This window comes from Pseudomonas syringae, from assembly GCF_002157375.1.
Classification (GTDB): domain Bacteria; phylum Pseudomonadota; class Gammaproteobacteria; order Pseudomonadales; family Pseudomonadaceae; genus Aquipseudomonas; species Aquipseudomonas syringae_T.
The window spans coordinates 1-13,198 of sequence record NZ_MTSA01000016.1 but is presented as its reverse complement, the minus strand read 5'-3'; the positions used below and the strand labels follow the sequence as shown (position 1 = coordinate 13,198).

Below are 13,198 nucleotides of genomic sequence, written 5' to 3'. Positions count from 1 at the left end.
CCGCACGAGGGCCTGATAGACTGGCGACGCCATCCACCAGCTGCTGTGAGTCGAAGCCATGCTTCACGTGTTGTTCAGCGTTTATCTGAAAATGCTCGTGCTTTACAGTCCGTTTTTCGTCCTTTCCTGCTTCATCAGCCTGACCCGAGGCCACTCGCGCAAGGAACAGCGACGCCTGGCCTGGAAAGTGGCACTCGCCACACTGGTCTCCAGCGTGTTGCTCTACCTGTTCGGGAGAGTGATTTTCGATGTGTTCGGGATCACGGTCGATGCATTCAGAATTGGCGCCGGCAGTGTGCTGTTCATTTCAGCGCTGGGCATGGCTCAGGGCAAATCGGCCGTGCAGACCGATAATGTTCAGCAGGATGTGACCATTGTTCCGTTGACCATCCCTTTGACTGTAGGCCCCGGCACCATCGGTGCGTTGCTGGTCATGGGCGTGAGCCAGCCCCACTGGGACGACAAGCTCACCGCTATTCTGAGTATCACCCTGGCCAGCCTGACGGTTGGAGTGGTGCTTTACCTCTCCAACCGCATCGAACGCATTCTGGGTGATCAGGGCCTGCAGATCGTCAGCCGTCTGATGGGGTTGTTCGTCTGTGCGTTGGCCGCGCAGATCATATTCACCGGCATCCGGGGCTACCTGCTGCCGTAAGCAGACTCAGATGCAAGCCGACCTGATCAGGCTCTGGGCCTTCCCGCCCAGATAGCGTGTCACGTCCTCCCGGTGCCTCTCATACGCGCGGCTGTCAAAGGTGTAGATGCCGCCCTTGAAATGGAACAGCAACCTCCGACCGCCTCCCGAATACTCATCGACACTCAGGTGCAGGCTGCAGAGCAGCATCAGGGTTCGCGTCGCGTCGTACTTTTCGCAGGGCACGATCTGAAAGCTGCCCAGGCGGCCTTGATCGAAGCCGTGCTTGAAGTAAGACTCGGCAGCCTGATGCACCGCCATCGCCTGAAACCCGCGCTGCACCATCGCGCCGAGGCGTTCGCGACCGGGGCCACTGGTGATGTTGAACGTGGCCTGCATCAGGTCCTCCACATTGCTCACTACCAGCGAATCCCCCAAAACCACGCCTTTTTCCTGCACACCACGGGCTTTGAGCCGGTTGCGGTAATAATGCATCCAGCTGTTCCACTGCGTCTTGAAATCAAATTGCCTGCTTGCGAACAGTTGCGCGTCCAGCAGCGCGCTTTGAATATCCGATTGGTCCGGACTCGATAGCCCCGGCAAGAACGTCACCAGGCTGGGAATATCCCCCAGGTAAGCAGCATTGTCGGCGTTTTCATTCATGGTGTTACTCCCTTCCATGGGATTGTCACGCGGCGTTACAGGCGCAGGATTTCACGCGCTGCATGAGCAGAGAGCGTGTCTTGAACGGCCTGACGATAAGGATCAAAAGCTTTTGAGCTGAACCGAAAGCCGGCCGCTGCTGCCTGCACCATCATTTCCCCGCCAAGTATCTGCCAGAAATAAAGGGCCGGCCTGAGCGCCGTTGTTGTCATCTGTAGAGCGCACAACACAATCGTTGCTTCATCCTCGCTATGCATCGCGCAAGGCACGACCTGAAAATGCTCGGAGCGCCCGGACGTGAACCATGAACTGAAAAACGCCTGGGCATGCTCGCTGGTCATCAGTTTGTCGAGCGAACGACCGTAGAGCTGGTGAAGTTCAGGAGAGCGGTTAACGGGAAGCTGCAATTTGCGAAGGTCTCTGAGATGGTGAATCTTCACCCTCTGGTCTCGCACATCCGCGTAGCGATTCGCTCCGTTTTTCTCCAGTGATCGCTGATAGGCCCCCTGTCGCGTGCGCCAGTCGTCCCGGTGAGGCACCGATTCATCAGCCTTGAGCTGAGCGTAAAGCAGGCAGTCCAGAATATCCTGCCGCAGTCCCGGCGCGATGTTATGGGCGAAGGACACCAGGTTTTTGCCTGATAACAGGCTTTCTTCAAGGGTGCTCATCAAATGCTGCCCCGGAGCGGCTCGATCAGCGCAGGACGTCTGTTCGACAACGCCTGATCAATCAGGTCGCGATACTGGGCGTACGTCTGGGGCATCAACTGCATCGAGTAGAACGTCAGGCTGATATTGCCCTTCAGGCTTTCAGGTTCGATGGGCTCAAACAGGAAATCCGGGGTCAACGACTGCCCGGTGACGAGGTGAAGCTGCGCCAGGGTCAGGTTAAACCGCGAGTCAACCAGACCGACTTGCAAGGTGAGCGTTGTCTGCGTTTGCTCCGCCCCGTGCGATGTGCTTTGCAGTACGTTATCGGACAGCAGGCGAAGCGCCTGGCTGTTGGACGGCTGGGCACCCGCCTGACTCATGAATGAACGGATGCGGCTCATCGCCTCAGTTGATACCGCGTCGGCAAGTACGCGACCGAGGCAACTCCAGACGGTCTCGACAGGCTCGACGGGCAAGGGCTCACTGATATGTTCACTGGCTTTGTGTACCCAGCCAAAGCGCAAGGCGGCAGCGAGCCAGGTTTCACTCCACTTGTCGCACTCGGAAAATTTCAGGTGTTTTCTTGAAGCGGCCAACTGCACATACAACAAAGCGTCCATGACATCGCTGTACGAGCTGGCGTCTTGCGGTGCTGAAAAAAACAGCAGGCAGCCCGCATTGACGACGGCGGTATTCAATTCCTGTTTCATGGGAAATTCCTTTTATCCCGAAAGCGGAGGCAATCATTGCCTCCGCGAACAAACCGATCAGATTTCAAACTCCTCGATCGCGCCTTTGGCAGTGTCACTCAGCCGCTGACGAATCAGCTCCCGGTGAAGGGAATACAGACCGGTGTTGAGCACCAGATTGTCCTCGCCCTTCCAGGTCTCGACTTCGGTGTCCTGCCATTCCCAGAACAAGACATTGGTGACGTCACTGCCGGTCTTGAAGCTGACGGCGGCCATTGCCAGGTTCAAGGTCTTGTCTTCCGATTCGACGCAGGAAGCAATACGGAAACTGCCGCCGCTGTGGGTCTTGGTCTGCCGCTCGAAAATACGCAGCGGCTCTTGCTTGGCTTTCAGGGCTTCGATGGCGTCCCTGGCGACTTTGAGCATCAGCAGCGACGCTGGCCCAGGCAACGCCGCCGCGGTAACGGCCGAGCCGAGAATTTCAAGGCCGACTTCATCCATCGTGAAACGCTGTTGGGTGCCGCGATATCGGGCGTAGTTCCACTGGGTGGACAGCCAGCCGACTTTCGAAAGCACTTCGTTGAATTTGTTGTACCACTCAGCCCCTTGGGCATCAGGGCTGAACTGCTTATTGGCCACCAGCGTGGCAAACAGGAAGGAGTCCATGACGTCCTCCTTGCTCTGGCGCGACACGCCCTCGGCAAACGCGACCAGACTGCCTTCTACCAAGGCGCCTTTGGCAACCGCATCGTCTTCGGCGGCGTCAGTCAAACCGCCCACCAGACGCGATCCGTCATTTCGGCTCGCCATAAATGCCGCCAACGGCGCAGGGTATTCAGCCAGCTCGCAAGCAGCGATGTAATCAAGGGTGTCGATAGCGTTCATAGGCATTTCCTGTTTCATTTCATTAGTCCTTTAATTCATGAGTCCTGATGGACAGCACGAGACTAGCGAAATAAATCAGGCTGTTTTTCGGCACGCCCACGACCTGGCCGTGGCAACTGCGTGACATCAGTCTGACGTTTCTACTGAGGAGTGCAGAGCGCTGCGCGGTGATTCCATCACGGCGGCGCGGGACGAAAGGAGGTTTCCGAGAATGGATCGGGAAATGAACTACGTGCCTGCCAGCGCGAAGATAACCGTTTCGCTCAGGCATGTGAGCCGGAAACCCGGCTCACAAGGTCAGCATCACGCCAGAACTTCAGCACTTTCCCACAAACCCGGCAGGTCGCTCTGACCTGCCATCGGCTCAGGTTGTAGGCTTGTTACCGTACCAGCGCGGCGTGTAGACCCAGTTGCCACCCTTGTTGCGAGGAAAGGTGCAGGTCAGGGAGGAGCCGATCAGCACCATCGTTCGCATATCCACCTGATCAGGGGTCAACTCGCCCAGCGTGATGACACGCAATGTCTGGCCCGGACGGCCAATGTCACGGCCCAGAGTGACCGGCGTTTCGGGAAGACGGTGCTGGCGGACGATCTCCAGCGCACGCCCCAATTGCCAGGGCCGGGAGCGGGAAATAGGGTTGTAGAACGCAAGGGCCAGGTCTGCCTGACAGGCAAGGTCGAGACGTTTTTCGATGATGTCCCACGGCTTGAGGTTGTCGGACAGCGACAGCACACAGAAATCATGACCCAGCGGCGCACCGGCCTGAGCGGCGGTAGCCAGAGACGCCGAAACGCCCGGCAGAATCTCCAGCTCGACGGCATGCCAGTGTGGGTTGTCGGACTCATGCAGCGCTTCAAGCACCGCCGAGGCCATGGCGAAGACGCCCGGATCACCGGACGACACCACGACCACCGAACGCCCTTGTGCGGCCAGTTCGAAGGCATGTCGGGCACGCAGCATTTCTTCGCGATTGTCGGTGCAGTGCAGCACCTGATCGGCACGAAACGGCCCGGCCATGCGCACGTAAGTTTCATAGCCCAGCACGTCATTGGCGCGCGCCAGTTCGGCCTTGACCGCAGGCACCATCAGGTCTGCCGCGCCGGGGCCTAACCCGATCACCGCCAGCCGGCCACGCCCACGACCGATGCGTTGCACGTCCAGTGGCAGAGCGGCAATGGCAATGGCCATGTCATCGCCGACGCTGATCGGCGGCAATAGTTGCGGCACGGCAGCTGTAGCCATCTGGCTGGCCGATGCGGCAGGCTGGAAGCGCACAGGCACGCCCAGCTCATCGGCGGCCTGATGCAAATACACATTGGCCATCTGGTCTTCACTGGCCAACAGGCAGGCCAGGGATTGTTCGGCAATGCGCGACTCATGCAGGGCCGAACGAACCCGAGCTGCCGTTTCCTCGGTCATTTCAGTGACGGCCACCAGCACGCAACGCGGATAGATCAGCAATTCATTGGCGGAAGGTTCACGCAAAGCAGAGCCGACATGAATCGCCAGTTCGGCTTGCGGGTCTTCAGGCAGTTGCGCCCGGGCGAGCCACGGCGCCTCGCCTTCGATGCGCACCGGCTCACCGGCGAGCAGATCGGAGACAAAGCGTTTGCCCAGTTCCAGATCGCCCAACGCATAGCCGCTGGGAGGGTTGAGCAGACACGTGCCGAAGCGCAGCTCGCCGCTGGTGGTGATCGCCGGAGCAACGCCAAGCCCGCTCGCAATGCTGCGCGCCATGACATTGACCCCGCCCAGACCGCCCAGCAGCGGCACCACGGCGCTGCCGTCTTCGGCCACGGCCAGCACCGGCGGCTCGGCGCCCTTTTCCAGCAGCAACGGAGCCAGCGTGCGGATCACGATCCCCGCAGCACACAGGGCAATGATCGGTGTGTTTTGCCGATACAACTGACGCAACGTGGTGCCGAACTCGCTGTAGGTGCTGTCGGCACCTTGCACACGCTCGGCCAGCCCCTGAATCAGCGCACCGGGAAACAGCTGTTGAATGCGCTTTGCCGTGGCGAGGCTGCCGTTTCCGAGAATGACGATGGCGGGAGTGTCGAGAATCATCAGCCTTGCCACCTGTCACCCGGGACGATAATCAGCGAGAAATACGGCGAAGACATCGGATCGACCTGATCCAGCGGCACGATCTTTTGATTGATCATGGTCGCGCGCTCGACATACAGCGCACGTCCGGCCATGCCCAGCTCGGTCAGCACTTCACGCACTTTATGGAAGTTGCGCCCCAGTTTCATGATCACCGCCGCATCGGCATCGGCCAGTTTGCGTTTCAGGTCGTCGTGGGACAGCACCCCCGACAGCACCGACAGGCTCTGGTTGCGGTACACCAGCGGCGCACCCAATACAGAAGCGCCACCGAGCATTGAACACACACCCGGAATCACTTCGGCCTCGTAGCGATCGGCCAGGCGGTCGTGCAGGTACATGTAAGAGCCGTAGAAGAACGGGTCGCCTTCGCAGATCACCGCCACATCACGACCGGCGTCCAGATGCGCCGCCACCTGAAGGCTGGACTCGTCGTAGAAGTCACTGATGACTTTCTCGTAGGACAGCGGCGCCGGCAACGCTTCGGTGGTCACCGGGTAGACCAGCGGCATCAGGGTCTGAAGATCCTGCAGATGCGCTTCGATGATGCCGAACGCGTTACCCTTTTTGCCCTTGGCCACAAAATACGCCACCACTGGCGACTCGCGCAGCAAGCGCAGGGCTTTGACGGTAATCAGCTCCGGGTCGCCGGGGCCGACACCCAGGCCAATCAATCGACCGCGTGCCTGCATCATTCGATCTCCGTGGCCAGTGCGTTGACTGCGGCCACGGCCATGGCGCTGCCGCCGCGACGACCCTGCATGATCACAAATGGCACGCCACGGCTGTCGGCAGCAAGCATCGCCTTGGACTCGGCTGCGCCGACAAAGCCGACCGGAAAACCGAGAATCAGCGCAGGCTTGGGCGCCCCCGCATCGAGCATTTCCAACAGATAGAACAGCGCTGTCGGCGCGTTGCCGATGACCACCACGCTGCCTTCCAGATACGGACGCCACAGCTCCAGCGCGACGGCGGAGCGCGTGTTGCCCCGTTCCAGCGCCATTTCACGCACGCCTTCATCGTGCAATGTGCAGATGATCGGGTTATTGGCCGGCAGGCGGGTACGGGTGATGCCTTCGGAAACCATGCGCGCATCGCACAGGATCGGCGCACCGGCGGCCAGCGCATTGCGCCCGGCTGTACCGGCACCCGGCGAATAGCGCAGGTCCTCGATGACCTCGACCATCCCGCACGCGTGAATCACACGTACGGCGAGTTTTTCCAGGTCGGCAGGAATCGTGTCCAGGCGCGCTTCGGCGCGAATGATCGAGAAGGAATTGCGATATATCTCCTGACCATCGCGGATGTAATCAATCATGCAATGCTGCTCCGTGAGTCGGCGTTCAACTGCGCACCGACTGCTTCAATAGTAAGGTCACGCGCGCGCAGCACACCGAAACCGGGCTGGGCTGCGTCGCGAAAATAAAGGTCGTAACGGCCGGGCGCAACGGCCAGCAAGGTCACCGGCGCGACATGGGCAGCGGCACAGGAACGCCTGCAACCGCTCAGATGCACGGCCTGACTGGCCGCCAGCCCGGAGGCCAGTTGCAGGGCGTCGGCCTTGGTGTCGGCCAGCCCCTTGGCACAACCGGCAGAACCGGTACACGCCACGATCTGCGCCAGCGGCGAGGTGATCGAGCAGATCAGCCCCGCTGCCTGCAACGCGCTCATCACCGTCGCCGCTCGCTCAACCGCCACATTGGGCAGCAGCAGACTTTGCCAGGGCGTCAGGCGCAACGTGCCGTCGCCCTGATCGGCCGCTAGTTGCGCAACGGTGGCCAACATTGTCGCGTCAAGACGCCCCAATGGCACCACCGCCCCGATCGCGACCTTGCCGGGCTGCCGTTGTGGATAGACACCCACATGGCGATTGCCCTGCACGGGCGGACGCTGCCAATTGGTGACGGCCTGTTCAACCCGCAACGCGCCGTTCAGCCGGGCCGAAAGCTGACGCAACAGCTCGTCCGTCGACACCTCGGCCAGCAAATGCCGCATACGGGTGTGCTCGGGGCGGGCCAGATCGAGAAACAGCTCAAGCAGCGCAACAACCAGCGCCTGACCGGCAGCCAGCGGTACAGCGGCCAGCGGTCGATCATGGGCCGGACAGCCCGCCAGCCCGAACGCCAGCAGCACGTCGCCGTCCAGTGTCATCGCTGACAGCCAGACATCGTGCGGATGTTCCAGCATGACCAGCGCTTCACCGGCATCCAGCGAGAGCGCGAACTTGGGCGACAGTTCGTGGAAACGCGGATGACTCTCCAGTGCGTCCAGAATCTGCGCCGCCAGTGGCCGGGCATCGAACAGCATGCTCGGGTCCAGCCCGGCGGTGGGGCTGAGCATGAGATTGCGCACATCGTCACTGGCCGGATTGGCCGGGCCGAGTCCTGCGGCCATCAAGGTTTTGATCAGCGGGTCATGCGCTGCGCCGATGCCGCGAATCTGCAGATTCGCGCGGTTGGTGGCTTCGATCACGCCGTGCGCATACGTCTGCGCCGCGGCGGCCACCGCCAGTGCCTGGGCGCTGGTCATGACGCCACCCGCCAGCTTGATCCGGCAGATCCCGCCGTCCAGCGCCGGGACGATACGCAGCAACCCCGGACAGGCCGAGGGGCGTAGCGTGACAGACGATGTGCGAGCGGACTGCTGCTCGTTCAATGGATCACCCGATAGTGAACTGGCTGGAAACGGAAATGGATTAGCGCACTTGTACCCCATTGGGCGCGGTATTATGCCTGCTTTGTCCGCAGGCATGAAAAGGCGCTCTGTCGGAAGTTCGGATTGAGGTAAGTGCATGTCGCCGTGGCTGACAGTCGTGGGAATCGGAGAAGACGGTTACAAAGGCCTGGGCAAGAACGCCCGGCACGCTCTGCTGCACGCGGATCAGGTGTTCGGCGGCCCGCGCCAGCTGGCGTTGCTGCCGCCGTGCATTCGCGCCGAACGGCGTGCGTGGCCAAGCCCGTTCTCGCTGAATCCGGTGCTGGAGCAGCGCGGTGCCGAGATTTGCGTGCTGGCCAGTGGCGACCCCATGCTGTTCGGCGTCGGTGCCAGCCTGACCCGCGTGGTCGCTGTCGACGAAATGCGTATTCTGCCAGCGCCCTCCTCTTATTCACTGGCTGCGGCCCGTCTGGGCTGGCCGCTCCAGGAAGTCGTCACGTTGTCGGTAGTCGCCCGGCCGGTAGCCGCCCTGAACGCGCATTTTCATCATGGCGTGCGCCTGCTGGTCCTGAGCAACGACGGCAGCAGCCCGGCCATCATCGCCGGCCTGCTGCGTGATCGAGGCTTCGGCCCGAGCCGCATGACCGTGCTGGAGCATCTGGGCGGTGAAGCGGAACGGCGCGTCGAAGGGCTGGCCAGCGAATGGGGCAATCCTGACATCGCGGCTCTGAACGTGGTCGCCATCGATTGTCGCGCCGATGCCGGCGCCATTCGTCTGAGTACGCTGGCCGGTTTGCCGGACAGCGCCTTCGAGCATGACGGGCAACTGACCAAACGCGACGTTCGGGCCATCACCCTCGCCCGCCTGGCGCCGGTGCCGGGCGAACTGCTGTGGGATGTCGGCGCGGGCTGCGGCTCTATCGGCATCGAGTGGATGCGCGCTCACCCGACGTGCCGGGCCATGGCCATCGAAGCCGATGAAGGCCGTCAGCAACTGATCGAGTTCAACCGCGATGCGCTGGGTGTACCCGGCCTGCAATTGGTGCGCGGCAGTGCGCCTCAGGCGTTGAGTGGTCTGGAACGCCCGGATGCCATTTTCATCGGCGGCGGGGTAACGCGTATCGGCGTACTGGAAACCTGTTGGGAGCAACTGCGCTCCGGCGGTCGACTGGTCGCCAACGCCGTGACCCTGCAAAGCGAAGCCGCGTTGATGGCCTGGCGTGAGCGGCATGGCGGCGAGCTGACGCGCATCCACGTCGCGCAAGCGCAGCCTCTTGGCGAATTCGACACCTGGCGTCAGGCCCTGCCGATCACCTTGCTGGACGTAGTCAAACCCTGATGCGCGAAGAAACCGCCGAGCAACCTGCCCCGCTGCGCAGCGGCCTGACCACCGGCAGTTGCGCGACCGCGACCAGCCTGGCGGCAGCCAGATTATTGCTCAGCGGGCAGGTCAGCGATGCGGTGGACATTGTGTTGCCCAAGGGCAGGCAGGTGCAGATGCGTCTGGAATTTTGCCGCCTGGTGGATAACGCCGCCGAGGCCGGGACGCTCAAGGATGCGGGCGACGATCCCGACGTCACGCATGGTGCGCTGGTGTTTGCCCGCGTCAGGCTGGAAACGGCCCCCGGTGTGCGCTTCGTGGCGGGCGCGGGCGTCGGCAGCGTGACCCGTCCCGGCCTGGTACTGGCGGTCGGCGAACCGGCCATCAACCCGGTGCCCCGCCGCATGATGAGCGAGCATTTGCTGCGGCTGGCAGAAGAACACGGCTACAGCGGCGGGTTCGAGGTCACGATTGGCGTCGAGGGCGGCGAAGCGCTGGCGCTCAAGACCATGAACCCGCGCCTCGGCATTCTCGGCGGGCTGTCGATTCTCGGCACCAGCGGAATCGTCCGGCCGTTTTCCTGCGCGGCGTACATTGCTTCGATCCATCAGGGCATCGACGTCGCCACCACCAATGGCTACCGGCATATCGCCGCATGTACCGGCAATGCCAGTGAAGACACCATGCGTCGCGTCTACAACATCCCGGATATCGCCCTGATCGAAATGGGCGACTTTGTCGGCGCGGTGCTCAAGCACCTGCGTAAAGTCCCTGTGGATAAGTTGAGCCTGTGCGGCGGCTTCGGCAAGATCAGCAAACTGGCGGCCGGCCATATGGACCTGCACAGTCGCCATTCCAGCATCGACCTGCCTCAATTGGCGCGTTGGGCGGCGCAGGTGGGCGCGGACGAGGCCTTGCAACAACAGATCCTGCACGCCAATACCAGTCAGCAAGCATTGGCGATGAGCGCTGCGGCCGGGGTGCCACTGGGTGACGAAGTCTGTCGTCATGCACTGGAGTTCGCCCGCAGCGTGGTGCCTGCAAACGTTCGGGTCGAAGTGTTCGCGATTGATCGCCAGGGCGGAGTCGTCGGTCAGGCGGGCGTTGACCTACAGAAAGAGATCCCATGAAACGAATTCTGCTGCTGGGCGGCATTACCGAAGCGCTGGCGATTGCACGCAGGCTCGGGCCTGAACACATCTACAGCTTGGCGGGCGTGGGCCGGGTGCCTGCCGATCTGGCCTGTCAGTTGAAAGTCGGTGGCTATGGCGGCGCAGAAGGCATGGCGCAGTACATGCGTGAACAGGGTGTCGACCTGCTGCTGGACGCGACCCATCCTTATGCCGCACAGATCAGCCACAATGCGGCGCTTGCGGCGCAGATGACGGGTATCCCCTGCTGGGCCTTGCGGCGCGCGGCCTGGCAGGCCGGTCCAGGTGATGACTGGCGTGAAGTGGCCGACTGGTCAGCGCTGGTCACGGCGCTGGCCCCTTTCAAGCGGCCGCTGTTCACGCTGGGGCGCGAGCCTTTGCAGCATGTGCATGAAATCCCGGAACACCAGTTCTGGACCCTTCGCGCCCTGGACAGCTACCCCGGCAACGACCGCTGCGAAGTGATCGGCGCACGCGGCCCGTTTATGCTGGAAGATGAGCGTCAGTTGTTCGAACAACGCAATATCGACGTCCTGATCAGTAAAAACAGCGGCAGCAGCTCCACCGAACCCAAACTGGACGTCGCACGCGAACGAGGCCTGCCCGTCCTGATCCTTAAGCGCCCGCCATTGCCTGAAGTGGATCGGGTGTTTTGGGGGGTGGATGAGGTGTTTGGGGCGTTGGGGCTGGAGTTTTGAGACTGTCTCAAATACGAGATCGCCGCCCGGTCGCCCATGTGGGAGTGAGCTTGCTCACGAAGAGGCCTGCCAAACCACAGAAAATCTAACTCGCCCACCAGTCCGCCTTCGCGAGCAAGCTCGCTCCCACAAGATCAATGCAAGCTTTGAGCGGCAGCACTCGCGAGCAGTGCGGATCGCCGCCCCGGTCGCTACCGCATGATCAACAACGCCCATGTGGGAGTGAGCTTGCTCACGAAGAGGCCTGCCAAACCGCAGGAAATCTGACGCGCCCGCCAGTCCGCCTTCGCGAGCAAGCTCACTCCCACAAGATCAATGCAAGCTTTGAGCGGCAGCACTCGCGAGCAGTGCGGAACGCCGGCCCGGTCGCTACCGCATGATCAACAACGCCCATGTGGGAGTGAGCTTGCTCACGAAGAGGCCTGCCAAACCGCAGGAAATCTGACGCGCCCGCCAGTCCGCCTTCGCGAGCAAGCTCACTCCCACAAGATCAATGCAAGCTTTGAGCGGCAGCACTCGCGAGCAATGCGGACATCCGCCCCGGTCGCTACAGCATGATCAACGACGCCCATGTGGGAGTGAGCTTGCTCACGAAGAGGCCTGACAAACCGCAGAAAATCTGACGCGCCCGCCAGTCCGCCTTCGCGAGCAAGCTCACTCCCACAGGATCAATGCAAACTTTGAGCGGCAGCACTCGCGAGCAATGCGGATCGCCGCCCCGGTCGCTACCGCATGATCGACAACGCCCATGTGGGAGTGAGCTTGCTCACGAAGAGGCCTGACAAACCGCAGAAAATCTAACGCGCCCGCCAGTCCGCCTTCGCGAGCAAGCTCACTCCCACAGGATCAATGCAAGCTTTGAGCGGCAGCACTCGCGAGCAATGCGGAACGCCGCCCCGGTCGCTACCGCATGATCGACAACGCCCATGTGGGAGTGAGCTTGCTCACGAAGAGGCCTGACAAACCACAGGAAATCTAACGCGCCCGCCAGTCCGCCTTCGCGAGCAAGCTCACTCCCACAGGATCAATGCAAACTTTGAGCGGCAGCACTCGCGAGCAATGCGGATCGCCGCCCCGGTCGCTACCGCATGATCGACAACGCCCATGTGGGAGTGAGCTTGCTCACGAAGAGGCCTGACAAACCACAGGAAATCTGACGCGCCCGCCAGTCCGCCTTCGCGAGCAAGCTCGCTCCCACAAGATCAATGCAAGCTTTGAGCGGCAGCACTCGCGAGCAGTGCGGATCGCCGCCCCGGTCGCTACCGCATGATCAACAACGCCCATGTGGGAGTGAGCTTGCTCACGAAGAGGCCTGCCAAACCACAGGAAATCTGACGCGCCCGCCAGTCCGCCTTCGCGAGCAAGCTCACTCCCACAGGATCAATGCAAGCTTTGAGCGGCTGCACTCTCGAGCAATGCGGATCGCCGCCCCGGTCGCTACCGCATGATCGACAACGCCCATGTGGGAGTGAGCTTGCTCACGAAGAGGCCTGACAAACCACAGGAAATCTGACGCGCCCGCCAGTCCGCCTTCGCGAGCAAGCTCGCTCCCACAAGATCAATGCAAGCTTTGAGCGGCAGCACTCGCGAGCAATGCGGATCGCCGCCCCGGTCGCTACCGCATGATCGACAACGCCCATGTGGGAGTGAGCTTGCTCACGAAGAGGCCTGACAAACCACAGGAAATCTGACGCGCCCGCCAGTCCGCCTTCGCGAGCAAGCTCGCTCCCACAAGATCAATGCAA

At 61.8% G+C, this 13,198-nt stretch carries 12 protein-coding genes; 4 read left to right on the top strand and 8 right to left on the bottom strand.

Annotated features, from left to right (window positions below; genetic code table 11):
- Positions 1-58 precede the first annotated feature (58 nt).
- The gene (locus BW686_RS19745) at positions 59-655 is read left to right on the top strand and encodes a MarC family protein (protein ID WP_084919190.1); all 597 of its coding nucleotides are present in this window, start codon (positions 59-61) and stop codon (positions 653-655) included.
- A 6-nt stretch (positions 656-661) separates the two neighbouring features.
- Here the strand turns inward: BW686_RS19745 and BW686_RS19740 are convergent, their stop codons facing one another.
- From BW686_RS19740 to cobG, 8 genes are all read right to left on the bottom strand, one after another.
- Complete coding sequence (locus BW686_RS19740) at positions 662-1,297, bottom strand: hypothetical protein (protein WP_084919189.1); 636 nt, start codon at positions 1,295-1,297, stop codon at positions 662-664.
- 35 nt (positions 1,298-1,332) lie between these two features.
- Positions 1,333-1,965: a hypothetical protein gene (locus BW686_RS19735; protein ID WP_084919188.1), complete on the bottom strand. Its 633-nt coding sequence runs from the start codon at positions 1,963-1,965 to the stop codon at positions 1,333-1,335.
- A complete protein-coding gene (locus BW686_RS19730) occupies positions 1,965-2,657 on the bottom strand; it encodes a hypothetical protein (RefSeq protein WP_084919187.1) in 693 nt (230 codons plus the stop codon). The genes BW686_RS19735 and BW686_RS19730 overlap by 1 nt, the downstream gene beginning before the upstream one ends.
- 57 nt (positions 2,658-2,714) lie before the next feature.
- Entirely contained in the window at positions 2,715-3,539 is an 825-nt protein-coding gene (locus BW686_RS19725; RefSeq protein ID WP_084919186.1) for a hypothetical protein, read from the bottom strand.
- 346 nt (positions 3,540-3,885) lie between these two features.
- The gene (cobJ, locus tag BW686_RS19720; protein WP_084919185.1) at positions 3,886-5,589 is read right to left on the bottom strand and encodes a precorrin-3B C(17)-methyltransferase; all 1,704 of its coding nucleotides are present in this window, start codon (positions 5,587-5,589) and stop codon (positions 3,886-3,888) included.
- Positions 5,589-6,320 carry a precorrin-2 C(20)-methyltransferase gene (locus BW686_RS19715; protein WP_084919300.1) on the bottom strand — a complete coding sequence of 244 codons (732 nt, stop codon included), beginning with the start codon at positions 6,318-6,320 and terminating at the stop codon, positions 5,589-5,591. The genes cobJ and BW686_RS19715 overlap by 1 nt, the downstream gene beginning before the upstream one ends.
- Complete coding sequence (locus tag BW686_RS19710) at positions 6,320-6,946, bottom strand: precorrin-8X methylmutase (protein WP_084919184.1); 627 nt, start codon at positions 6,944-6,946, stop codon at positions 6,320-6,322. The genes BW686_RS19715 and BW686_RS19710 overlap by 1 nt, the downstream gene beginning before the upstream one ends.
- Positions 6,943-8,283, bottom strand: a complete 1,341-nt coding sequence (cobG, locus tag BW686_RS19705; RefSeq protein WP_256898950.1) for a precorrin-3B synthase — start codon at positions 8,281-8,283, stop codon at positions 6,943-6,945. The genes BW686_RS19710 and cobG overlap by 4 nt, the downstream gene beginning before the upstream one ends.
- A 136-nt stretch (positions 8,284-8,419) precedes the next feature.
- Here cobG and cbiE point away from each other — a divergent pair, with 136 nt between their 5' ends.
- The 3 genes from cbiE to BW686_RS19690 are packed head-to-tail and all read left to right on the top strand — an operon-like array spanning position 8,420 to position 11,453.
- Complete coding sequence (gene cbiE, locus BW686_RS19700; protein ID WP_084919182.1) at positions 8,420-9,622, top strand: precorrin-6y C5,15-methyltransferase (decarboxylating) subunit CbiE; 1,203 nt, start codon at positions 8,420-8,422, stop codon at positions 9,620-9,622.
- On the top strand, positions 9,622-10,734 hold the full coding sequence (locus BW686_RS19695) for a cobalt-precorrin-5B (C(1))-methyltransferase (protein ID WP_084919181.1): 1,113 nt from the start codon (positions 9,622-9,624) through the stop codon (positions 10,732-10,734). The genes cbiE and BW686_RS19695 overlap by 1 nt, the downstream gene beginning before the upstream one ends.
- A complete protein-coding gene (locus BW686_RS19690) occupies positions 10,731-11,453 on the top strand; it encodes a cobalt-precorrin-6A reductase (protein ID WP_084919180.1) in 723 nt (240 codons plus the stop codon). Before BW686_RS19695 ends, BW686_RS19690 begins: the two co-directional genes overlap by 4 nt.
- Positions 11,454-13,198 lie beyond the last annotated feature (1,745 nt).